The 23,371-nt window shown below is 62.7% G+C and carries 18 protein-coding genes and 1 riboswitch; of the genes, 5 read left to right on the top strand and 13 right to left on the bottom strand.

The genetic code is table 11. From position 1 onward, the window contains the following. Nucleotides 1–2: 2 nt before the first annotated feature. On the bottom strand, nucleotides 3–1,724 hold the full coding sequence (locus BJD99_RS18480) for an acyl-CoA dehydrogenase family protein (RefSeq protein ID WP_084348636.1): 1,722 nt from the start codon (nucleotides 1,722–1,724) through the stop codon (nucleotides 3–5). Between the two features lie 72 nt (nucleotides 1,725–1,796). Then, nucleotides 1,797–3,548, bottom strand: a complete 1,752-nt coding sequence (locus tag BJD99_RS18475) for a proline--tRNA ligase (protein ID WP_084348635.1) — start codon at nucleotides 3,546–3,548, stop codon at nucleotides 1,797–1,799. A gap of 48 nt (nucleotides 3,549–3,596) precedes the next feature. On the opposite strand from BJD99_RS18475, the gene yaaA reads away from it, so the two are divergent. From yaaA to mgtE, 3 genes are all read left to right on the top strand, one after another. After that, complete coding sequence (yaaA, locus tag BJD99_RS18470; protein WP_084348634.1) at nucleotides 3,597–4,340, top strand: peroxide stress protein YaaA; 744 nt, start codon at nucleotides 3,597–3,599, stop codon at nucleotides 4,338–4,340. Further along, a complete protein-coding gene (locus BJD99_RS18465; RefSeq protein ID WP_084348633.1) occupies nucleotides 4,337–5,560 on the top strand; it encodes a DUF2786 domain-containing protein in 1,224 nt (407 codons plus the stop codon). The genes yaaA and BJD99_RS18465 overlap by 4 nt, the downstream gene beginning before the upstream one ends. A 104-nt stretch (nucleotides 5,561–5,664) precedes the next feature. Further along, entirely contained in the window at nucleotides 5,665–7,011 is a 1,347-nt protein-coding gene (mgtE, locus tag BJD99_RS18460; RefSeq protein ID WP_256895913.1) for a magnesium transporter, read from the top strand. A gap of 20 nt (nucleotides 7,012–7,031) precedes the next feature. Here mgtE and BJD99_RS18455 read toward each other — a convergent pair whose 3' ends face one another. The 11 genes from BJD99_RS18455 to mqo all read right to left on the bottom strand — a co-directional run bounded on the left by BJD99_RS18455 (nucleotide 7,032) and on the right by mqo (nucleotide 20,764). Then, complete coding sequence (locus BJD99_RS18455; protein WP_084348631.1) at nucleotides 7,032–8,534, bottom strand: MFS transporter; 1,503 nt, start codon at nucleotides 8,532–8,534, stop codon at nucleotides 7,032–7,034. An 11-nt stretch (nucleotides 8,535–8,545) separates the two neighbouring features. After that, nucleotides 8,546–9,763: a uroporphyrinogen-III C-methyltransferase gene (gene cobA, locus BJD99_RS18450; RefSeq protein WP_373270561.1), complete on the bottom strand. Its 1,218-nt coding sequence runs from the start codon at nucleotides 9,761–9,763 to the stop codon at nucleotides 8,546–8,548. Between the two features lie 11 nt (nucleotides 9,764–9,774). After that, nucleotides 9,775–11,457: an ABC-F family ATP-binding cassette domain-containing protein gene (locus BJD99_RS18445; RefSeq protein WP_084348629.1), complete on the bottom strand. Its 1,683-nt coding sequence runs from the start codon at nucleotides 11,455–11,457 to the stop codon at nucleotides 9,775–9,777. Nucleotides 11,458–11,473: 16 nt separating this feature from the next. Beyond that, nucleotides 11,474–13,141 carry an alkaline phosphatase D family protein gene (locus tag BJD99_RS18440; protein WP_084348628.1) on the bottom strand — a complete coding sequence of 556 codons (1,668 nt, stop codon included), beginning with the start codon at nucleotides 13,139–13,141 and terminating at the stop codon, nucleotides 11,474–11,476. Nucleotides 13,142–13,221: 80 nt separating this feature from the next. Next, complete coding sequence (locus tag BJD99_RS18435) at nucleotides 13,222–14,088, bottom strand: LLM class F420-dependent oxidoreductase (RefSeq protein ID WP_084348627.1); 867 nt, start codon at nucleotides 14,086–14,088, stop codon at nucleotides 13,222–13,224. A 39-nt stretch (nucleotides 14,089–14,127) separates the two neighbouring features. Further along, nucleotides 14,128–14,529, bottom strand: a complete 402-nt coding sequence (locus BJD99_RS18430) for a cobalamin biosynthesis protein (protein ID WP_143542229.1) — start codon at nucleotides 14,527–14,529, stop codon at nucleotides 14,128–14,130. Beyond that, on the bottom strand, nucleotides 14,522–15,928 hold the full coding sequence (locus BJD99_RS18425) for a cobyrinate a,c-diamide synthase (RefSeq protein WP_179142407.1): 1,407 nt from the start codon (nucleotides 15,926–15,928) through the stop codon (nucleotides 14,522–14,524). The genes BJD99_RS18430 and BJD99_RS18425 overlap by 8 nt, the downstream gene beginning before the upstream one ends. Beyond that, nucleotides 15,922–16,542 (bottom strand): cob(I)yrinic acid a,c-diamide adenosyltransferase, encoded by a 621-nt coding sequence (cobO, locus tag BJD99_RS18420; RefSeq protein WP_084348624.1) that lies wholly within the window; start codon nucleotides 16,540–16,542, stop codon nucleotides 15,922–15,924. Before cobO ends, BJD99_RS18425 begins: the two co-directional genes overlap by 7 nt. 11 nt (nucleotides 16,543–16,553) lie before the next feature. Then, nucleotides 16,554–18,518 carry a magnesium chelatase subunit D family protein gene (locus tag BJD99_RS18415; RefSeq protein WP_084348623.1) on the bottom strand — a complete coding sequence of 655 codons (1,965 nt, stop codon included), beginning with the start codon at nucleotides 18,516–18,518 and terminating at the stop codon, nucleotides 16,554–16,556. Nucleotides 18,519–18,582: 64 nt separating this feature from the next. Beyond that, a riboswitch (cobalamin riboswitch) is annotated at nucleotides 18,583–18,730 on the bottom strand. Continuing rightward, nucleotides 18,712–19,215, bottom strand: a complete 504-nt coding sequence (locus BJD99_RS18410; protein ID WP_179142406.1) for a GNAT family N-acetyltransferase — start codon at nucleotides 19,213–19,215, stop codon at nucleotides 18,712–18,714. Its footprint overlaps the riboswitch before it by 19 nt. A gap of 13 nt (nucleotides 19,216–19,228) precedes the next feature. After that, entirely contained in the window at nucleotides 19,229–20,764 is a 1,536-nt protein-coding gene (gene mqo, locus BJD99_RS18405) for a malate dehydrogenase (quinone) (RefSeq protein ID WP_084348622.1), read from the bottom strand. Nucleotides 20,765–20,926: 162 nt separating this feature from the next. On the opposite strand from mqo, the gene BJD99_RS18400 reads away from it, so the two are divergent. Together BJD99_RS18400 and mtr are read left to right on the top strand one after the other, a co-directional pair. Further along, on the top strand, nucleotides 20,927–21,967 hold the full coding sequence (locus tag BJD99_RS18400) for an alpha/beta hydrolase (RefSeq protein WP_084348621.1): 1,041 nt from the start codon (nucleotides 20,927–20,929) through the stop codon (nucleotides 21,965–21,967). Beyond that, on the top strand, nucleotides 21,964–23,361 hold the full coding sequence (mtr, locus tag BJD99_RS18395) for a mycothione reductase (RefSeq protein ID WP_084348620.1): 1,398 nt from the start codon (nucleotides 21,964–21,966) through the stop codon (nucleotides 23,359–23,361). The genes BJD99_RS18400 and mtr overlap by 4 nt, the downstream gene beginning before the upstream one ends. Nucleotides 23,362–23,371 lie beyond the last annotated feature (10 nt).

The raw sequence follows: 23,371 nt of genomic DNA, 5'->3' as shown, positions 1-23,371 counted from the left end.
AGTCAGGCCCTCATCTCGTATGCGCCGTCGTAGGACACTACTTCGGACCACACTGCGTCGAAGCGATCGAGATCGGCAACCGGCTTGCGGATCGCCGCAAGTGCCCACGCCTGCTGCGCCTCGGTAGAGGACGGCTTTCCGTGCAGAGCAACTGCGTAACCGGAGAAGTCACGAATCTGAAAGTCGAAGATCTGATCGAGCAACTCGGTGGAGACCTTCTCGGCCGATTCCAGAATCAGCTGACCGTAGACGACCAACGAGAACAGGTGCCCTACGTTGAGTAGGAAGTCCAGATCCTTCTGCTGTGCTTCATCCGGTGCGGTGTCGGTCAGGAACGTCTTGAAGGCCGAAGCCTGCTCGTAGAACCGCGCGACGTTGGGAACATGCGAAAACTTTTCGTACGTCGACTCCCAGTCGTGGAATCGCACTTTCCCCGCTCCGCGTGCGGGGCCCTGAGCGAAGAAGAACGCGTCGTCGGAAGCGTCGTCACGTGTCACGACGTCGGGGTAGTCCATCGGGGCGAACATGTACGCCGGCATGAACTTGAGCATGAGGGCGACGTTGACGTGCACTGTGCCTTCGAGCTTGGGCAGGGTTCCGATCATCTGCGCGGCCTCACGAAAGTACGTGTTCTTCTCGTACCCCTTCGCTGCGATCACATCGTGCAGCAACCGAACCACGGTCTCGCCTTCGGAGGTCACCTTGGCCTTGGTCATCGGATTGAACAGCAGGTAGCGCCGATCCTCGAGGCTTGCGGACCTGAAGTAGTCGACTGCCCGCCCACTGAAGAGCTTCATCGCGATCAGTCGCGAATAGGCGTCGACGAAACTTGCACGCACATGCGGAAATTCGGTGACCCGGTTGCCATAGAGAATCCTGTTGTGCGCGTGCGTGATCGACTCGTAGAACGCATGCTCGGTGATTCCGATCGAACCCGTGCAGAGGTTGAACTTACCGACGTTGACGGTGTTGAGTGCGGCGGAAAACGCGTCTGCACCAGTGTGCAGAATGTCCTCGGCTCGGACCGGGTAGTCCTCGAGGGTGAACGTACTGACGAACATCTGGCCGTGAATCACGTTGTCACGTAGCACATATCGGGGATGACTACTGTCGGCGACGAAGAACACGTAGGCATCCGTCCCATCGCGGTCGGTGCGGCGACCGAACACCGAGACCATGCCCGCGACGTTGCCGTTGCCGATGTAGTACTTCTCCCCCGACGCCAGAAACTCGACGCCCTCTTCCTCGGACGGCCGGAGCAACATATCCGTCGAGTAGACGTCGGCACCATGGGCGCGCTCGGACAGCCCGAACGCCATCACGGACCCGCCGTTCAGCGCCCGCGCTGCACGGCGCTTGGCCTCCTCGTTCTCGCTCATCCAGATCGGCCCGAGTCCGAGTACGGTGACCTGCCAGGCGTACCAGTAGGACAGTCCGTAAAAGCCGAGGATCTCGCTCAGAGCAGCATTGCGGGACGCATCCCAGCGCTTGTCGGCGTCGCCATCGGCATAGGCTGCCGGTGTCGAAAACGTCGCGAACAGCTTCTCCTTGGCAACGAAGTCGAGAAAGTCGCTGGTCCAGACTGCTTCGAGGTCGTCGGCGAGCAATCTGGCCTTGCCTCGATCCTCGAACCAGTCGATCAGCGATCGCAACTGGCGCCGCGTTTCGTCGTCGAACTGGGTCGGATCGTACGTCGCGGGATCGAACAACGTGAGGTGGGCCATGTTGTCACCTTTCCTAGTCGGCTGCCCCGAAGCTACCAGTGGGTAACCGACCCGAACCGCCGAACCACGCGATCACACTTTCCCACGTACCGTTTCGACGATGTCGGCGACAGCGGTCTCGGTATCGAGGTCACGGCTCTCACCGGTGAAGCGGTCACGGAGTTCGACCTTGCCCTCGGCCCATCCCCTACCGACGACGACGACGACCGGCACTCCGATGAGTTCGGAGTCCTTGAACTTGACGCCCGGCGACGCCTTCCGATCGTCGAACAGCACGTCGAGACCCTGCGAGTCGAGTGCTGCCGCAATGGACTCGGCGCCGGCACGTGCAGCTTCGTCTTTGTTGGCGATGACCAGGTGTACATCTGCAGGCGATACTTCACTCGGCCAACGCAGACCCTTGTCGTCGTGCATCTGCTCGGCGACGACGGCGACCAGGCGAGAGACACCGACGCCGTACGAACCCTGCACGAGGCGCACGGGTTTTCCGCTTTCACCGAGCACGTCGACACTGAACGCGTCCGTGTACTTGTAACCGAGTTGGAAGATGTGACCGATCTCGATACCGCGCGCGCTGACGAGCGCGCCGCGACCGTCCGGGGAGAGATCGCCGTCCCGTACCTGGGCAGCTTCGATGGTGCCATCAGGAGTGAAATCGCGGCCGGCTACCAGGTTCACCACATGCTTGCCGGTGACGTCTGCTCCGGTGATCCACGACGTCCCCTCGACGACACGAGGGTCGACGAGGTAGCGAACTCCGTTGGCCTGCAGCGCACGTGGTCCGATGTAGCCCTTCACCAGGAACGGGTAGGCCTCGAAGTCGGCGTCGGTGAGCAGCGCGAATTCGGCCGGCTCGAGAGACGCTTCGAGGCGCTTCTCGTCGACCTCACGGTCGCCGGGCAGACCTACAGCGAGCAACTCCCACTCCCCGTCTGCGTTGCGCACCTTGAGCAGAAGGTTCTTCAACGTGTCCGCGGCGGTGACGGTGCGGCCCAGGTCGATCGAATTGGCCCACTCGACCAACGTGGCAATGGTGGGTGTGTCGCCCGTCTCGTGATCGACGGCAGCAGGCTGCCCCTCGATCGGCAACGACGGCGGCGCGGGAGTCGTGACGGCTTCGACGTTCGCCGCGTATCCCGATTCGATGCACCGCACGTAGGTGTCCTCCCCGATGTCGCTCTCGGCAAGGAATTCCTCGGACGCACTTCCACCCATCGCGCCGGACGTCGCCGCCACGATGACGTACTTGACCCCGAGCCGAGCAAAGATCTTCTGGTAGGCCTCACGGTGTGCCGCATAGGACCGCTTCAGCCCGTCCTCGTCCATGTCGAACGAGTAGGAGTCCTTCATGACGAACTCGCGTCCGCGCAGAATGCCCGCGCGCGGGCGTTCCTCGTCGCGATACTTGGTCTGGATCTGATAGAGCGTGACCGGCAGGTCCTTGTACGAGTTGTACTCACCCTTCACCGTCAGTGCGAACAGTTCCTCGTGGGTGGGACCGAGCAACATGTCGTTGCCCTTGCGGTCCTTCAGCTTGAACAGCGCGTCGCCGTAATCGGTCCATCGATTGGTGGTCTCGTACGGCTCGCGGGGCAGCAACGCCGGTAGCGAGATCTCCTGCGCACCGATCGCGTTCATCTCTTCACGAACGACTCGTTCGATCTGGCGCAGCACTCTCAGGCCGAGCGGCAGCCAGGAGTACACACCCGGCGCGATACGACGAACGTAACCCGCACGAACCAACAGCTTGTGGCTGTCGACTTCGGCGTCGGCGGGGTCGTCACGAAGAGTGCGGAGGAAGAGCTGCGAAAGACGGGTGATCACGGGGTACAAGCGTAGTCGGTGCTCTGCGGGTGGGTAACGTTGCTCCCCGTGCTGATTCTGCTGCCCCCATCCGAGACGAAGTCGGGCGGCGGCGACGGCTCTCCCCTGGATCTGGAAGTTCTGTCCCTCCCCGAGCTCAATCCCCTCCGACACAAGCTGGCGGACGCGCTCGTGGAGCTGGCCGGCGATCGCGAGGCATCGGCGACCGCGCTGGGTCTCGGACCGACCCAGACCGAAGAAGTCGAACGCAACGCCGCCCTGTGGAGTTCACCCACGACACCCGCGCTGAGCCGCTACACCGGGGTTCTCTACGACGCTCTCGACGCGCGTTCGTTCACGAAGGCCGGTCGAGCACGGGCGGCGGCGAGGTTATGGATCGGATCTGCATTGTTCGGAGCAGTACGTGCATACGATCCGATTCCGTACTACCGGCTGTCCGGTGGATCGACGATCCCTGGCTTCGGCACCCTACGTTCGCATTGGAAGCCCGAGTTGGCGGACGCCGTGGCTGCGCAGTCCGATGAACTGGTCGTCGACCTGCGCTCGGGGACGTACCAGCAACTCGGCCCGGTCCCCGGCGCCGTCACGGCAACGGTGCTGACCGAGAAACCCGATGGCAGCAGATCGGTCGTGAGCCACTTCAACAAGCATCACAAGGGCGTGCTGGCGCGTGCGCTGACCCTGACGACCGCCGAGCCGAAGGACGTGCGTGCGGTGGCCCGAGTCGCATCGCGAGCCGGCTTGAGCGTGGAAGTCGCCTCGGCGACCGAACTGATCGTCCTCACCAAGTGAACCCGGTCCCGGATCTACTCCGGCAAGGCGCCGACGTGTCCTATGGCAAGAGTCGGGATCTGCGGCGCGTGGACGAAGTCGTCGATCGGCTGATCGCGTTGGAAGACCACGACGCCTCGGCACTGGCATCGTTGGCGCTGACGAACATGATCGAGACGATGTACGAGGCGGGCTGGCAACCGTTCGACCTTCTGCATATCGTCAAGCGTCAGCAGACGCTCGCGGTAACCTCGCTCGCCGCTGCGGTCCTGCTTCATCAATCGGATCTGACGAGCGCACACGAACGGGCGCCCGAGAACTGGGTCGACCAGCTCTCCGACATCTGTGCCGCATACCCGAAAGCTGCAGGGCCACTGACAGCCTCACCGAATTTTCTTGCTGCACTGCTGAAGTCGAGTGGCAAAACGGATTACATCGCCTCCAACGATCAGTGGATTGCGGTACTTGCGTTGCTGGGCCAATGGCAGACGCTTCCGCGGTGGCCCCGGATCGGACCCTTTCCGTCGCAGTGGCCGGTTCGGCGGGCCGGCCGAACTGCGAAGTCCGGGCCGGTGAGCGGATCTCCGAACACCAAGATGCTCGGTAAGATTCGTGGCCTGCTCGCCAAGGCCGACGCTACCGATTTCGAGGAAGAGGCGGAGACACTCACCGCCAAGGCGCAGGAGTTGATGACCAGATATTCCATCGATTCGCTGTTGCTGACCGAAGGAAATGTCGATGTGATCAGCAGACGTCTGCATGTCGACAACCCCCACGCTCCGCCCAAAGCCCAACTGCTGCATGCGGTGAGCACGGTCAACCGAGTCAAGAGTATCTGGGATCCGGAGTACGCGATCGCAACGCTCGTCGGTTCACCCGTCGACATCGAGCAGACGGAGATCATGTTCACCTCGTTGCTGATCCAGGCGACGCGCTCACTGTCGCACTCCCCCACAGCCAAGCGACGTAAGGGTTCTGCTTCGGCGGCATTCGGCAAGGCGTTCCTCTATGCGTACGCAGTCAGGATCGGCGAACGGCTCGGCGAGGCCGATGCCCACGCGGTGGAGGAAGCGTCGGAACAGTCCGGCAACCTACTACCGATGTTGGCGGCTCAGACCGTAGCTGTGGAGCAAGAATTCGACCGACTCTTCCCACGAGTGCGGACCATGCGGGGTCCGAGGTTGGATGCCGAAGGATGGGAATCGGGGCACGCGGCAGCGGACGACGCGAAACTGTCGTAGCGGCCCGATGTTTCATCTCACGAGTCTCGTGGAAAAACCGGTTGTGCCGAGCAGCGTGTACCGCCTCGGCTCGGTTGGCAGGTTCCGGCAGGCAGAATGGCCTGGTGCTCTCGAACTTCGACCATACGATCAACCGCGCATCCGAACTGCTTCGACACAAGGATCTTGCCGGGATGTCCGCACTGGTGTCGGGGTTGTCGCCTTCGGATGCCACACGAATACTCGAACGAGCAGATCCAGCCGAACGAGCAGTGCTGTATCGATTGCTTCCGAAGGATCTGGCGCTCGACGTATTCGACCGATTCGATGCCTCGGTTCGCGGAGAGCTCTTCGGCGGTCTACGCGAAAACGATGTGATCACCCTGTTCGAGGAACTCGGCCCCGAGAACCGAGTCGAACTGGTCGACGAACTGCCATCCAATGTCGCACGAAGACTCATGCAAGGGTTGTCTGCCGGCGAACGAGACTTGACCGCACCCATGCTCGGGTACGCGAAGGGCTCAACCGGCAGGCGGATGAGTCCGGAATACATCCGCGTTCACGCAACGACCACCGCTGGTGAAGCGCTGGCGCAGGTTCGAGAAACCGGATCCGAAGCCGAGTCGGTGTATCTGCTACCGATCACCGACGGGAGTCGACGTCTCATCGGTGTCGTCACCCTGGCCGATATTGCCACCGCCGATCCGGCAGATCGAGTCCAGGATCTCGCGTCGGCGCAGCCCGTGGTCACTGCCGATGTGCCCGCGGAGGACGCCGCGCGCATGTGCCTGGAGTATCGGAGCCCGGCTGTCGTCGTGGTCGATTCCGAAAATCGACTGATCGGGATTCTCACCATCGAGCAGGCAGCTCGCGTCATCGAAGAGGCAGAGGACGAGGATGCCGCGAGGGCAGGCGGATCCGAACCACTCCGCAGGCCGTATCTCGGTACGCCGGTCATGTCGATCGTGCGATCTCGCATTGTCTGGCTGTTGGTTCTCGCACTGTCGGCAATCCTGACCGTACAAGTACTCGAGGTGTTCGAGGATGCGCTGGCCGCGGTGGTGACCTTGGCCTTGTTCATTCCGCTGTTGACGGGTACCGGCGGCAACACCGGGGCGCAGGCGGCAACGACGGTGACACGCTCACTGGCCGTCGGCGATGTGCGCCCACGTGACATTGCCGCAGTGCTGTTTCGGGAGGTACGCGTGGGCGCCACGATGGGAGGAATGCTCGGGTTGCTCGGATTCACCATCGCGGGGCTGGTCTACGACTGGAATCTGGGGTTCGTCATCGGGTCGACCCTGTTTGCGATCTGCACACTTGCTGCGACCGTCGGCGGTGCGATGCCGCTGCTCGCGAAGAAGATCGGCGTCGATCCAGCGGTCTTCTCGACGCCGTTCATTTCGACGTTCTGCGACTCCACCGGACTCGTCATCTACTTTCTCATCGCCAAGAGCGTTCTCGGCGTCTGACCGTGGACCGCCTTTGACCGCTACGTTGCGAGCACGTCTTCCTGCGCAGCCTGGGCCTGAGCGACCTGCTGCGGGGTGAACTTGATGAAGAACGCGGCGAGTCCGGCGACCACTGCAGCGACTGCGCAGCAGAACAGGGCGAACATGTAGCCGGAGCTCAGTGCAGTGAGTTGGTTCTCGTTCATCAGAGTTGCGGGGCCGGTGGTTCCACCGAGTGAGATCGTTCGCGAGGTGGCCAAAGCACCCACCACTGCCAGCGCAACGGGACCACCCAAGGTCTGAGCCACCAGAGCGATTGCTGTCAGTGGGCCGATCTCGGTTGCTCGGACGCCGGCGATGGCACACAGCGGCAGCGGTATCGACGCCATACCGACGCCGAAGCCGATCCCGATGACCGGGAAGAAGATGCCAGGGAAGTACGACGAGTCCGCGTTCATCGTCGCGACCGAGAACAACAACCAACCCACCATGATGGCGCTGCCGGACATGACCAACCATCGCGGCTGTATTCGAACTACGAGCTTCGAGGTGATGAACGCTGCAGCACCCAAGCCGAATGCGAACGGAACGAACGCCAGACCCGCATTGAGTGGGCTGTAGCCGAGGATGTCCTGCACGAACAGCGCAACGAACGCGGCGAGGCAGAACATCACTCCGCCTGCGAAGAAGATCGCGACGAACGTGGCCACGCGGTTCTTGTTCGCGAACAGAGAAAACGGCAACAGCGGATTTTCGGCCCTTCGCTCGACAGCAAGGAACAGTCCGAGCAGTATCAGGCCGCCGAGCAGCGAGCCGATGACGAGCGGGCTCGACCACCCCAGTTCGGTTCCCTCGCTCAAGGCGAGCACGACACCTGTACAGCCGAGTGTGCCGAGGATAGCGCCGGGGAAATCGAGGGCAAGCCGTACGCCCGCAGTTTCCTTCAGCGACACCATGGCCAGAATTGCGATGGCGATGCCGATGGGCACGTTGATGAGAAAGATCCAACGCCACGAAACCTGGGTCAAGGCACCGCCGATGATGAGGCCTGCGATGGATCCGACGCCTGTCATCGCCGCATAGATCGCAATTGCCTGATTCCGAACCGGTCCGGGCGCAAAGGTCGTCGCGACCAAGGCGAACGCCGTCGGCGACGCTACCGCCGCTCCAACGCCCTGAAGGGCACGCGCAGCCACCAACGTCGCCTCGTTGATGGCCAACCCACAGAGCAGAGATGCCACGGTGAACAGTACGACGCCACCGAGGAACATCTTTTTTCGTCCGAACGCATCACCGAGCCTTCCACCGAGAAGCATCAGTCCGCCGAAGGCCAATGCGTACGAGGTGAGAACCCAGTTGCGGCCGGCGTCGCTCAAACCCAGATCCGCCTGCAGCGGCGCCAACGCCAGGTTTGCCACCGTCCCGTCGAGAACCACCATCAACTGAAGGCCGCTGAGCACGATGATTGCCAGGCCGAAAGCCCTGGTCGTCACCGGGTACACGATGTCCGTCGTGGGCGCTGCGGGCTGCGATTGGTCAGACACGGAAGTCAACGTTACCGAGGGTCCACGGAGAAACCCGCAACGGTTCCAATTACGACGATTGCCGGTGGGCGAATTCCCTCTTCTTTCACGCGCAGGCCCACCGTGGCGAGATCGGCTCTGACCTCACGCTGAGTACGCATCGTCCCCTCCTGCACCACCAACACCGGCGTCGAGGCGGGCCGTCCACCTTCGATGAGCACCGCGGCAAATTTGTCGATGCGTTCGACCGCCATCAGGAGCACGATGGTGCCCTTCAAGCGTGCGAGCGCGCCCCAATCGACCAGTGAGTCGGGATGTTCCGGGGCGAGGTGGCCGCTCACGACCACGAATTCGTGGGTGACGCCTCGGTGCGTCACTGGAACTCCTGCCGCCGACGGCACCGAAATCGCACTCGTGATGCCGGGGACCACCGTCACCGGTATCCCGGCCTCGGCGAGAGCCTCGAGTTCTTCGTATCCACGACCGAACACGTACGGGTCGCCGCCCTTGAGGCGGACGACGAACTTGCCGGCCCTGGCTCCGTCGATCAATGCTTGATTGATCGCCTCCTGTGCCATTGCGCGGCCGTACGGAATCTTCGACGCATCGATGACTTCGACGTGTGGGCCTAGTTCGGCGAGCAGCTCCGGTGGCGCCAGACGATCGGCGACGACGACGTCGGCGTACGCCAGGAGTCGGCGGCCGCGGACGGTGATCAGATCCGGATCTCCCGGGCCGCCGCCGACGAGGGCCACCCCGCTCAGCGGGGCGTGCGCCGAATCGGTGATGAGGCCCGACTGGAGAGCTTCGAGAACAGCATTGCGCACCGCTGCCGAGCGCCGGTGCTCACCGCCCGCCAAAACGCCGAGAGTGAGTCCGTCGTAGTCCGCAGATGCTGGGGTGACCGCAGTTCCGTCACGAGCGATGTCGGCGCGAACGCAGAAAATTCTCGACTTCTCGGCCTCGGCCACGATCGCGGCATTCGTCTCGGCCTCGTCGGTGCAGGCAATGGCGTACCAGGCATCGTCGATGTCACCGGCGGCGAAGTCACGCAGCTCCATCGTCACCTGACCAGCAGTTGCCATCGCTTCGACGGCCGGAGTCGCAACCCGGGTGATGACGTGCACTTCGGCGCCGGAAGAGATCAACAGGGGCAGTCGCCGCTGCGCGACGGTCCCGCCGCCGACCACAACGACGCGTTTGCCTGACAGATTCAGGCCGACGAGGTAAGGAGAATCAGTCGCATCCACGAGTGCAAACGCTACCGCGCCCGCGCGACTCGGGTTTCGTCCCATACTGGCTCGTTGGATTCGTAGACGTTGCCGTCGGATCCGAAGACCAAGAACCGCTCGAAGCTGCGGGCGAACCAACGGTCGTGGGTGACCGCGATGACGGTCCCCTCGAATGCCGCGATGGCGTCTTGGAGGGAGTCCGCCGACATCAGGTCGAGGTTGTCGGTGGGCTCGTCGAGAAGCAAGAGCGTCGCACCGGACAACTCGAGCAGCAGAATCTGAACGCGCGCTTGTTGGCCACCAGACAGGTTGTCGTAGAGCTGTTCGGCAGCGCGGGCGAGTCCGTAGCGATCGAGTGCCCGACTCGCCGCCTCGCGGCCCATGCCGTCACGGTGCTCGTTGCCCAGGTGCAGGATGTCGAGCAAGGTGTTGCCGTTCAGGTCGGGCCGGGTGTGGGTCTGAGCGAACAACCCGGGGCGCACGCGAGCTCCCAGTACTGCTGTGCCGGTGTGCGGGACTGGATCGAGGACGAGTTCGGTGACCGGCTCGTGCTCCCGTTCGGGATCGGTGCCGCCCGCGGCCAGTAACCGGAGGAAGTGTGACTTGCCCGATCCGTTGGACCCGAGGACCGCGACTCGGTCACCGAACCAGACTTCGGCGTCGAACGGTTTCATGAGCGAGGTCAGCTCCAGATCGGTACATACCAGCGCGCGTTTCGCCGTTCGGCCGCCGTGCAGTCGTACTGTGACCTTCTGCTTGACCGGCACTGCCTCCGGTGGTCCGACGTCTTCGAACCGCGCAAGCCGCGTCTGTGCAGCGTGATAGCGAGCAGCAATGCCGTCGTTGAACTTCGCCTTCTCCCGAAGCCGCAGGACGAGCGCACGGAGTTTGACGCGCTCTTCGTCCCAACGACGACGAAGCTCGTCGAGTCGGGCATTTCGATCCTCGCGAGCGTCGTAATACGTCTCGAACCCGGCACCGTGCACCCACGAGGTCGCGCCGTTGATTCCCGGCTCGAGCGTAATGATTCGGGTCGCGGCGTTGGCGATGAGCTCACGATCGTGGCTGATGAAGAGGACCGACTTGTCGGACTCGCGAATCGTCTTCTCCAGCCACCTTTTGCCCGGTACGTCCAGATAGTTGTCCGGTTCGTCGAGCAGCAGCAGCTGATCCGGTCCCCCGAACAGGGCTTCCAGAACGAGGCGCTTCTGTTCGCCGCCACTGAGAGTCGAAGCCGCACGCCACTTCGCCCGGTCGAACGACATCCCGAGCGCAGCCATTGTCGCTTTGTCCCAGAACGGCTCCAGGTCGTACCCGCCGACGTCACCCCAATCCGACAGCGCGTTCGCGTATTTGAGTTGAGTCTTCTCGTTGTCGACGTCGATCATCGCGTTCTCGGCATCATCGAGTGCTTTCGCTGCGGCACGTACCCCCGGCTGTGAAACGGACAACAGTAGGTCCTGCACAGTCGAGTCGTCGCGCAACTGCCCGACGAACTGGCGCATCACTCCGAGCGATCCCGAGCTGGCGACGTTTCCGTCATCTGGTGCGAGGTCGCCGGCCACGATCCGTGTCAGCGTGGTTTTTCCGGTGCCGTTCGGACCGATGAGAGCGGCCTTCGCGCCGTCTCCGACTCGAAACCCGACCCCGCTGAGCAGTTGTCTGCCGTCGGGAAGAAAGTAGTCGATGTCGGTGAGTTCGAGGTGAGCCACGGAGACAAATTCTATGTCACGGCGCCAATACGATCTTTGCAGTCGTCGTCAGGATCTGCTTTCGGGCCGAATCGAGCTGCGCATGCTCGACGCGGAGCCGCGCTGAGTCTCCTTCCGTGGTGAGCAACATGACGCCGTTGTCGAACCATGGGCCTGCCTCGGCTTCCCAGTGGACGTCGTCCGGCCCCACGTGGGCAGCGCGGGCGAGTTTCTCCATCAGGGTTGCAACTGGCCGTTTGATTGCCAACCGGTTGACCGCCCGAATCGGCAGATTCAACGGGTTCCGAAACGGCGACATCGTGAGTTGGTAGGTGGCCGGGATTCCCTTTCCCCCGACACCGAAGTCTGCATTCGCTACATAGGAGCAGTGCACGTCACCCGACAACCACAGGATGCTGGCCGGTGGATTTTTCGACCTGGACAGCTCGCGCGTCAGAGTTGCCATATCCGAGAACGACTTTCCGAATGCTGCCCAGTGTTCGAGATCGAGCGCGATACGCAGTTTCTCTGCCACGCGGGCCGCCTTCTTGCCCCAACTCCCCTGCGCTACAGCCTCGTTCCATTGTTCCAGGTGATGCAACGCGGGCAACATCAAGAACGGCAGGGAAGATCCGAAGAGGAGGTGTTTGGGTGAGCCCTCCAGAGCGCGCTCTCGGACCCAGGCCCATTCCGCGTCGTCCACCATTGCCCGATCGTTCGGGTCGAGATTGCGCGAACAACGAGAATCGATCATGAGCAGTCGAGTGTCACCGAAGTCGCGATAGAAGCTCCACCTGCCAGCCGCCGGATCCCGATCGACCAATAATGAGAAGTCCGCAAGAAGGCGTTCACGCGCCGTGTCGTCGGCGGCTGTGCGGACCGCCTCGTACAACTCGTCGCGAGCGAGCTCTTCGGGTGAAAGATTACCCAGATGCTGATAAACCCAGTACGAGGAGAAGGCGCCGACCACGCGATCGTTCCACCACGGCCGGGTCTCTATGTCCTTTCGCCAGGACGCGGACGAGTTCCAGTCGTCGCGCAGATCGTGGTCGTCGAGAATCATGCACGACGGGACGCTGGCCAACAACGTGCGCACCGGCTCGGCACCCCACGATTCGTGGTAGAGCCAGGAGTACTCCTCGAAGTCGCAGATCTCGTTCTCGGCGTCGGTACCCCGTGCACTGCCGGGCCCTTGCCCGCCTTCCCGTCGCGCGTGGAGTCTTTCCAAGATTTCGGGTGACGGGTCGTCTGCGTACACCTGGTCACCGAGTAACAGCAGCGCTTGCGGCCATTCCGACGGATCTTGGGTGGACATTCGATTGCCCAGACCGGCAAGTGCGTCGGCACCGATTCGTCGGAGTGAGTCTTCACCGTAGTTGTCACCTCGCCGGCATGATCCGAATGCGAAGGTCACGGGGCCGACAGGATCTCCGGTGTGAACAGCCGAGGTCGCGCCAGGTTCGGGCCAGATCCTCGTGTCGTCGAATGTCACGTCGTAGGTGATCGCGGTGTTCGCCGGCAGACCCGTCAGTGCGACCAATGCGTAGTGGTGTCCGTGCAGGCCCCAGGTGTGCGCTTCTCCCACCACGCCGACGGCGGTACGCACAGCCACCGTTCCGGGCACATCGAATTCGAACCAGAACGTCGCCGAGTCGACGCCGACGTAACGGACGAGTGGGCCGAGTACGAGCGAAGAGGACTTCATTGTGCCTACAGTGCCTGTACTCGGACGCAGACGCCACCGTTGCCGGTCATCACGGGCGTCTCAGCTGCTCACGGGGCTTCTCAACTGCCGGCGAATGACAATCGACCGGTCAACTTCACAGCGAGACGCTCGAGATATGCGAGGACCTCGGGTTCGGATCTGTCGGGCATTCCGTAGACCACTTCACTCACGCCCATTTCTTCCCATCTCGCCAGCTTCTCTGCATCGGGCTTGAAGTCGAGCACGACGATGTGTGGCGCACCGTCCCTACCGCCGTCGCGCCACAACTGCTGGAGTCGAACGACCCGCGACTCGATGTCCTGCTCGCCCGGTGTGGTGATCCAACCGTCCGCCGATCGAACTATCCAGGCAAAATTTTTGTCTGTACCCGCAGCACCGACGAGCGTCGGGATATGGCGTCCCGCAGCAGGTTTCGGCCACGCCCAGCTGGGACCGAACTCGACGAACTCACCCGAGAACTCCGCCTGTTCCTGTGACCACAGTGCACGCATCGCCTCCAGGTATTCACGGAGCATGGTCCGTCTCCTGGCCGGAGGTACTCCATGATCGACCAATTCGTCGACGTTCCAACCGAACCCGACTCCCAAAACCACACGACCATTACTGAGGTGGTCGAGTGAGGCAATGGTTTTGGCGAGCGTAATCGGATCGTGCTCCACCGGTATCGCGACTGCGGTGCCCAATGCGATTCGTTTCGTCACCGCGGACGCTGCGGCCAGCGCCACCCACGGATCGAGAGTTCGGGAGTATCGATCGTCCGGTAACGAAGAATCACCCGTCTGCGGATGAGCCGCTTCACGCTTGACGGGGATGTGCGTGTGCTCCGGTACGTAGAACGAGTCGAATCCCAATCGCTCGCCCGCTGCTGCCGCTGCCGCAGGCGTTATTCCACGATCGGAGGTGAACAGAACGAGACCGAAGCGCATGCAACATTAGAACGTGTTGCAGTCGGGCGCGCAAGGCTTCTATTCCGCGGGCACCGGTGCTATCGCCACCGCAATGGTCACCGGACCCACCTTCGTCTTGCCCAGAATCAGCGTGCCTCCGCCGCTCCCCAATACTGCTGCGGCCTCTGCCACGCTCGGAGTCCCGACGGCGTCGTCGACCAGTAAGGACGGGGCCGGCACGACGACGCAGGCCAATTGGGCAGCCGTCCACTTGCTCAGCGGCACTGAAAGCGAACGAGCAAAAGACTCCACCGCGGAATGCTTTCGATCCAGGGTCGCAACTGCGACCACGGTCCAGTGCGGCCTGGCGACCGAAGCGAACCCGGCCGCGATATCGGAGTCCGTCGCAGCCGCCGTCGCGCCCACTCCTACGACGATCGATTCAGCGTGGTCAGGTTCAGCGCGGTCAGGTTCAGACATCGACAGGCGCGAACCGGTCACACGCCTCGACGAATTTCAGAACCGACCGAGGGCTGCCTGCCGCGTGCGTATGCAAGTACGAAGCATGGACACGGCCGTGGACGAACCCCTCCCGGACGATGCGTTTGCCGGCAGCTGCGCTCGGGTTCTGCCAACCCCATGCCGGTGCGAGTTCGGCGGCGAAGTCGACGAGCGCAGTGCGGTGAAACTCGTGGCCCGTCACCCGAGTCCCCGCCTCGAACAACACCGAATCACCCAGTGCGACCGCATCGCGATAGCCGAGTGTCAGCTTCGATCCGAATTGCGCTTCCGCGTCGATGACACCGGCCATCGCGTGGCCGTCGAGGGATCGCGCCAGGTACAGCAGACCGGCGCATTCTGCGTGGATCGGCAATCCGGCTGCCGAGGCCCTGCGGATATCTGACAGCAGAGGCTCATTCGACGCCAACTGCTCGGCATGTTCCTCCGGAAACCCGCCCGGCAGAACGACACCCGCCGTGCGCTCGGGCAATCCGTCGGTGAGGGGATCGAACACCACCACCTCAGCGCCCGCAGCGCGCAGCAGTTCCACATGCTCGGCGTAACCGAATGTGAAGGCGGGACCCCCGGCCACGGCGACGACTGCCCCCGCGCCGCTCGGCTCACCCACTTCGTCGTTCGGGTTCCAGGCGGTACCGGTGACCGACGACCTCGCCAGCGCTCGGACGGCCGCAAGGTCGACGTGACGTGTCACCAGTTCGGCCATTGCGTCCACTGCCGCGCCGGCTCGGCTCCCGTGTTCGAGTGCCGTGATCAGTCCCAGGTGCCGCGAGGGGACCGCCAGTTCCGACATCCGCGGTAACGACCCGAGAACGGGGACACCGACACGCTCACAGGCCTGACGCAGAACCTCTTCGTGCCTCGGGCTACCGACCCGATTCAATATGACGCCACCGATCCGCACCGACGGGTCGAACGTCGAGAACCCGTGCAGTACAGCGGCAAGACTCTGACTGTGGCCGCGAGCGTCGACGACGAGAACGACCGGTGCGCCGAGCATCGCGGCCACCGCTGCCGTCGATCCCTCCGCGGAGGCCTGTCCGGCCCCCGTCATGTCGATCTTGCCGTCGAAGAGCCCCATGACTCCCTCGACGATCGCGATGTCGCATCCGGCACTGCCATGTAGGAAGAGCGGGCCTATGCGCTCTCGCCCCACCATCACTGCATCGAGGTTGCGGCCCGGCAACCCCGTTGCGAGAGAGTGGTATCCAGGATCGATATAGTCCGGTCCCACCTTGAACGGCGCTACCCGGTCCCCCATGGCGCGGAGAGCAGCCATCATCCCGGTGGCTACCGTCGTTTTTCCGCTCCCCGATGCGGGCGCAGCGATGACGACGGCGGGAGCGGGACGGCTCACCATTCGATACCGCGCTGACCCTTTCGGCCCGCATCCATCGGATGTTTGACCTTGGTCATTTCGGTGACGAGATCGGCGGCATCTATCAGCGCCTGCGGTGCGTCACGTCCGGTGACGACGACGTGTTGATTACCCGGCCGGTTCACGAGCACCTCGACCACCTCGTCGATATTCACCCACCCCCACTTGAGTGGGTAGGTGAATTCGTCCAACACGTAGAAGCGGTGCGTCTCCTCGCTCAATCTTCGAGAGATTTCGGCCCAGCCTTCAGCAGCTGCGGCGGCGTGGTCGACGTCCGAACCCTTCTTGCGCGTCCAGGACCACCCCTCGCCCATCTTGTGCCACTCGACGGCCCCGCCGGTGCCCTGAGTCTCGTGCAGTTCGCCGAGTAGTTTGAATGTCGATTCCTCGCCGACCTTCCATTTCGCACTCTTCACGAACTGGAACACTCCGACGTCGAATCCTTGATTCCACGCCCGCAGTGCCATCCCGAAGGCCGCCGTAGACTTGCCCTTGCCCGGCCCGGTGTGCACTGCGAGAAGTGCTTGATTGCGGCGCTGACGCGTAGTCAGGCCGTCGTCGGGAACGGTTCCCGCAAGTGGTACTCCCTGTGGCATTGCTCGTCCTCTCAGGCCGCTGCGCGAACGACGGCGGCCACATGCTCTGCCGAAAGGTCGGCAAGCCGCACGTAGCCACCCTGTAGATGCCGGGCGAAATCGGCGGCCAGTCCGAGACGGACCATGCCCGATTCGCAGTCCACGACAACCGACGCAGTCCCGTCGGCTGCCAGACGCGACGCAGCGATACGTGCGCGCCCGACCGGATCGACACCGCCCGTCGCTCGCCCATCGGTCATCGCGACGACGAGCGCACGGCGCAGCGGATCTCTGACCTTCTCTCGAAGGACGACCTCACGTGCCCGCAGGAAGCCCTGTGCCAGTGGCGATTTCCCACCGGTCTTCATTCTGCGCAAGCGGGTGACAGCGACGTCGACGCTCGACGTCGGCGGGAGAACCAACTCGGCCTCGCGCCCTCGAACAGTGATGACCGCAACCTTGTCGCGCCGTTGGTATGCATCGCGCAGTAGCGACAGCACTGCTCCCGTCACGGCGGACAACCGATCACGTGCAGCCATCGATCCGGATGCGTCGACAACGAACACGATGAGGTTGCCTTCGCGACCTTCACGAATCGCCCCGCGTAGGTCCGCGGGCTCGAGTCGGAACTTTCCGGATGTTCGTCCGCGCGCGACTTGATCCTCGGCCGCGGCGAACAATGTCCCGATGAGGTGAAGTCCCTTGCCGCGCTCGGTGGTCGGGCGCACCACCCGCCCCTGCGCAGCACGCGACCGGGAGCGACGGCCGGGCGCTCCCTCGCCGACACCGGGAACTTCCATCAACCGCGCGCGAAACTGCGATCCGGGAGCTGCTGCATCACGGTCACGAGATCCGTTGCCGGACGGTGGATCCGACTGGTCCGGTCTGGGTGCACCACCGCCGTCGTCATCCGGATCAGGTCCTGAATCCGTAGGTTCGGGATCCGTAGGTTCGGGATCGGTAGGTTCGGGATCGGTCGGTTCGGGATCGGTCGGTTCGTCGGACTTCTGGCCGGATTCCGGCTTCGCGGAGTCGGCCTGTTCTGCGGCCTCGCGCATGGCATCGTCGAGTGCACTCTCGTCGATCCCCGGCTCGTCGAACGGGTCACGCCTGCGGCGATGCGGCAATGCCAATTCCGCAGCGACCCGCACGTCGGACTCCTCGACCTTCGGCGAGCCTCGCCATGCCGCGTGCGCCGAAGCGGTCCTTGCGACTACGAGGTCCGCTCGCATCCCGTCGACGTCGAACGACGCACACAATGCCGCAATTCGACGAAGTTCGGTGTCGTCGAGTTCCACTTGATCCAATACGAGTCGAGCCGCGACGATATGTGCGGCGATGTCCGCGTCCTCGTCGGCATAGCGTGCAGCAAACGTAAAGGGGTCGCGCTCGTAGTTCAGACGCCTTCGCACGACGTCCATTCGGATGTCCACGTCGCGAGAGGCAGTGACCTCCACGGCGAGCCCGAAGCGATCCAACAGCTGTGGTCTAAGCTCGCCCTCTTCGGGATTCATCGTTCCCACGAGGACGAACTGCGCGGGATGCGAATGTGAAACCCCGTCGCGTTCGATGTGGACACGCCCCATCGCAGCGGCGTCGAGCAGAACATCGACCAGGTGATCATGCAGAAGGTTCACCTCGTCCACGTACAGCACTCCCCGATGGGCTGCGGCCAACAATCCCGGCTGGAATGCACGTTCGCCGTCTCGCAGCACCTTCTCGAGATCGAGCGAACCGACCACGCGGTCCTCGGTCGCGCCGACCGGAAGCTCTACCAACCGGGCTGGTCGGCTCTCGCCATCGTCCTCGATGTTCGGAAGCAGCGTCGCGAGTGCGCGTACGACAGTGGACTTCGCCGTCCCCTTCTCACCGCGGACGAGGACACCACCGATTCCTGGGTGCACCGCACACAGGATCAATGACAATCGAAGCTGGTCTTGGCCGACTATCGCGCTGAACGGATAACCGGGTTCTGAAGATCCAACGGCCTGCTGCACTTTCGATCCCCTTCATTCCTCGGTTTCCGCGCCGAGGACTTTCGATGCCCACCGAAGAAGTGGACAAAGTAATTTCGATGCTGTGCGGTGATCTGGCTTACGAGGCTGCCGACAATCGGCCTACTCGTACACAGTGGCGGGACCGCGCCTGAATCACACAGGACTTCCCCGCATCAGCTCCGTTGATCGAACCCTACCGTCGTTCGACCTTACTGCCGCCCGACGCCTCTCCCCACGGGGTTCCGCCGCCCCGACGCATGGGCGTGTGCGGAATCCCGTCTTCGAGAACTTCCTCACCATCGGGAAGAAAGCCGTGTTTCGCGTACATGTCCACCAGGTAGCTCTGTGCGTTGATACGACAAGGAGAGGACCCGACCTCGGCAAGGGCAGCACGCAAGATACGCGTGGTGTGCCCCTGCCCCCGCGCCGAGCGCTGCGTGCACAGACGGCCGATGCGGAAGGCCTTCTCGCCGTTGTCGTGCTCCTCGAGCAGACGCAGCGTGCACACCACTTCGCCGTCACGTTCGAGCCAGAAGTGCCTCGTCTCGGTGAGCAGATCTCGACCGTCGAGTTCGGGGTAGGCACACGCCTGCTCGACGACGAAAACCTCGACACGCAGCTTCAGCAGGTCGTACAGGGTCTTGTTGGACAGGTCCAATGCCCAGGAGCGCTTGAGGGCAGCAGCTTGCGTTGTCATAGGCCTGTTGCTATCACACGCCGGTGTGCTGTGCGAGTTGGGACGACTCGTCCAGCTCGAGCGCACGCGAGGTCCAGTCGAATATTTCGCGGAACAGCGAACGATCCTCTGCCAATTTGACCCCGAGCGAAGGCACCATTTCCTTGAGCTTGGGCTGCCACGCCTCGTAGCGGTCGCCGAAGCAACGCTGCAACACATCGAGCATCGCCGGTACCGCGGTGGAAGCACCCGGCGACGCACCGAGCAGGCCCGCGATCGTTCCGTCTGCAGCGTTGATCACCGCAGTGCCGAATTCGAGAACTCCGCCGCGGCCCTTCTTTCGAATCACCTGGACTCGCTGCCCGGCGGTGACGATCTCCCAGTCCTTGTCGAGAACCTTGGGTGCGAATTCACGAAGCGTGTCCACGCGATCGGCCTGCGACTGCGACAGTTCGCTCAGCAGGTACTTCACGAGTCCGAGCTCGGTGACGCCCACGCCGAGCATCGACATCAAGTTCCCCGGCTTGACCGACGAAGGAAGATCGGTCAACTTTCCTTCCTTGAGGAACTTCGGCGACCATCCTGCGTACGGACCGAAGAGCAAACCGGGCTTCCCGCCGATGACACGTGTGTCGAGGTGGGGCACCGACATCGGGGGCGCACCTACCGACGCCTTGCCATACACCTTGGCCGAGTGCTGATCGATGAGCTCGGGGTTGGTGCAGCGCAGCCATTCACCGCTGACCGGGAACCCTCCGAAGCCCTTGATCTCGCTGATGCCCGATTTCTGGAGCAGATGCAAAGCACCGCCACCCGCGCCGACGAACACGAACTTGGCGTTGACCGTCTTCTTGGAACCGGTGCGAAGGTTTGCCACCTTGACGTCCCACGTTCCGTCCGACTGCTTCGAGATGTTGCGCACGTCGTTTCCGAAGTGCACGGTGGCGCCGGCGCCGGAGAGGTAGTTCAGAAGTTGGCGGGTGAGCGCGCCGAAGTCGACGTCCGTTCCGTTGTCGCTCCAGTTGAGGGCGACGGGATCGGAGAAGTCGCGGCCCGCGCCCATGAGGGGAAGTCGACGCGTGAACTCGTCCGGACTGTCGATGTACTCCATACCTTCGAACAGCGGATTCGAAGCCAGGGCGTCGTATCGAGCCTTCAGGTACTTGGTGTTGTCCTTACCATGCACGAAGCTCACGTGCGGGATCGGATTGATGAAGTTCTTCGCGTCGCTCAGAATGCCCGTTTCCAGGCTGTGCGCCCAGAACTGACGGGAAACCTGGAACTGCTCGTTGACGTTGAGCGCCTTGGCGATGTCGACGGAACCGTCTTTGTTCTGCGGCGTGTAATTGAGCTCACACAGCGCGGAATGGCCGGTGCCGGCGTTGTTCCATGCGTCACTGCTTTCGGCGGCAGCGGCGTCGAGACGCTCGTACACATCGATCGACCAATCGGGCTCCAACTGTCGAAGCAGTGCCCCGAGAGTTGCGCTCATGATTCCGGCGCCGACGAGGACCACATCGGTTTTCACTCGCTTGACCTGCTCTTGATTGGAGCGCTGTTCATTTGACACTGGAGATTCGACTTCCTTGTTCGTGAGTACTCGCGTGAGGAAACTCTGCTCAGGTGGCGGCTACATTACCCGGCCGTAGATACCCGACTCGAAGCGCTTTCAAGCTCTTCTTCGATTGTGCTCTCGAAGTGCACTTTGCACCTGCTACTACAGTTGTGATCTGTGACTACCTGGGTACCCGATGTCCTCGGCGACGGCTACGAGCAGACGACCATTCCCCTCGGCGCAGATCCGGATGGTGAAGGCCAGGTCGAGGCGACTCTCGTTCGGTACCAACCGGCAGATACACCGTCTTTCGACCGGGCGGTGATCTACGTTCACGGCTTCACCGACTACTTCTTCCAACAGCATCTGGCAGAACATTTCGCAGCCAAAGGCTATGCGTTCTACGCGCTGGACCTGCGTAAGTGCGGAAGGTCTCTGCGTGAAGGCCAGACACCGCACTTCGTGACCGATCTGGCGTTCTACGACGACGAGTTGAACGAAGCGCTCTCGCTGGTTCGCCGGGAGCCGAGCGGTAAGTCGGTGTTGCTCCTCGCTCATTCCACGGGCGGGCTGATTCTTCCGCTGTGGCTCGATCGCCTCAACCGTCAGGACGGCGGCACTACCGGACTCGGCATCGACGGTGTCATCCTGAACAGTCCTTGGTTCGACCTGCAGGGCCCCGCAGCGGTTCGTAGCGTCGGCACCACCGCGATCGGCGTCATCGGCAAGGTCAAGGCCAAGACGGCGTTGCCAGGGATGGGTCTGGACACCTATGGTCTCTCGCTTGCTGCGTCCGAGCACGGCGAGTGGGACTACAACCTCGACTGGAAGCCGCTGTCCGGCTTCCCCATCACCTTCGGTTGGATCCGCGCGATCCGACATGGACATGCAAAGCTGCATCGAGGTCTCGACATCGGTATTCCTTCGCTGATTCTGCGGTCCAAAGTGACGCACTTCTCCCGTAAGTACAGTTCCGCGATCGACGCTGCCGATGCGGTGCTCGATGTTCGTCAAATCGCGCGCTGGGCAGGCTGCCTGGGCGATCGTACGACGATCGTTCCCATCGAGGGCGCCCGCCACGACGTCTTTCTCTCACAGGACGTACCGCGGGCACGGGCATTCGACGAGGTCGACGAGTGGCTCGAGTGGTTACATCGAAGTGAGCACATCGAACGAGATTCCGGCCGAAACCACAACGAACTAGGGACCATTTCGTGAGCAGTCAAACAAGCGGTCGTCATTTCGACATCGCGATCATCGGATCAGGTTCGGGCAACTCCATCGCGAACGAGCAGTTCTCGGACAAGACGGTGGCAATTTTCGAAGAGCATTCACCGTTCGGGGGCACCTGTCTCAACGTCGGTTGCATTCCCACGAAGATGTTCGTCTACGCCGCCGAGGTCGCGAGGACGATCCGCGAATCGTCGCGCTACGGAATCGACTCCTCGATCGAGCGAGTCCGCTGGTCCGATATCGTGAGCCGAGTATTCGGCCGTATCGATCCCATCTCAGCGGGCGGCAAGCACTACCGCGAGAGCGGCAGCCCCAACGTCACCCTGTTTTCGAGCCACGCGTCGTTCGTCGGTCCCCGGACCATCGACACCGGCGCCGGTGAGGTGATCACCGCTGACCAGGTCGTCATCGCAGCCGGATCCAGACCGGTGATTCCTCGACAGATACTCGACAGCGGTGTGCCGTTTCATACCAACGACGACCTCATGAGATTGCCCGAACTGCCCGAACATCTCGTCATCCTTGGATCCGGCTACATAGCAGCAGAGTTTGCGCATGTATTCGGCGCGCTCGGATCGAAGGTATCGATCGTCGCACGCAAGAGCACGCTGCTCCGCGGTCTCGACAGTGACATTTCGGCTCGCTTCACCGAACTTGCACAGAAAAACTGGGACGTCCACCTCGAGTGCGGGGAGGCGAACGCGATCTCCGAAGGCACCAGCGTCGGTCTCGAACTCGGTGACGGTACCCGGATCCTCGGTGACGCACTCCTCGTCGCTGTCGGACGCCGGCCCAACGGTGATCGCCTCTACGCCGACAAGGCCGGAGTCGAACTCGACGCGGAAGGTCGCATTCGAGTAGACGAATACGGTCGTACGAGCGCCGAGGGAGTCTTTGCACTCGGTGATGTGTCGTCGCCGTTCCAACTCAAGCACGTGGCCAACCACGAAGCGCGAGTAGTGCAGCACAACTTGTCGAACAATGCTTGGCAGGATACGACGAATCTGTGGAAGTACGATCACCGCTTCGTGCCGGCGGCCGTGTTCACCCACCCCCAGATCGCCGAGGTCGGACTCACCGAGGCACAGGCCCGCAGCGCAGGCCTCGACATCACGGTCAAGATCCAGAACTACGGCGACGTCGCGTACGGCTGGGCAATGGAGGACCAAGACGGCTTCTGCAAAATCATTGCGGAAAAGAAGACCGGTCGCATCTTGGGAGCCCACGTCATCGGCGCTCAGGCACCGACGGTCATACAACCGCTCATCCAGGCCATGAGCTTCGGAACCTCCGCCCTCGACATGGCCCGCGGGCAGTACTGGATTCACCCCGGCCTGCCCGAAGTGGTCGAGAACGCACTGCTCGGTCTCGACGTGTAACTGCGAGAGT

This window comes from Rhodococcus sp. 1163 (genome assembly GCF_002091985.1).
Taxonomy (GTDB): domain Bacteria; phylum Actinomycetota; class Actinomycetes; order Mycobacteriales; family Mycobacteriaceae; genus Rhodococcoides.
Note: the sequence above shows the minus strand (reverse complement) of the source record. Positions and strands in the feature narration are given on the sequence as shown.

Bases quoted from the DNA above. Each gene is read 5' to 3' on its own strand.
- BJD99_RS18480 (WP_084348636.1), bottom strand. From the start codon at position 1,724: ATGGCCCACCTCACGTTGTTCGATCCCGCGACGTACGATCCGACCCAG.
- BJD99_RS18440 (WP_084348628.1), bottom strand. From the start codon at position 13,141: ATGAAGTCCTCTTCGCTCGTACTCGGCCCACTCGTCCGTTACGTCGGC.
- BJD99_RS18435 (WP_084348627.1), bottom strand. From the start codon at position 14,088: ATGCGCTTCGGTCTCGTTCTGTTCACCTCCGATCGTGGAATAACGCCT.
- BJD99_RS18430 (WP_143542229.1), bottom strand. From the start codon at position 14,529: ATGTCTGAACCTGACCGCGCTGAACCTGACCACGCTGAATCGATCGTC.
- BJD99_RS18425 (WP_179142407.1), bottom strand. From the start codon at position 15,928: ATGGTGAGCCGTCCCGCTCCCGCCGTCGTCATCGCTGCGCCCGCATCG.
- cobO (WP_084348624.1), bottom strand. From the start codon at position 16,542: ATGCCACAGGGAGTACCACTTGCGGGAACCGTTCCCGACGACGGCCTG.
- BJD99_RS18410 (WP_179142406.1), bottom strand. From the start codon at position 19,215: ATGACAACGCAAGCTGCTGCCCTCAAGCGCTCCTGGGCATTGGACCTG.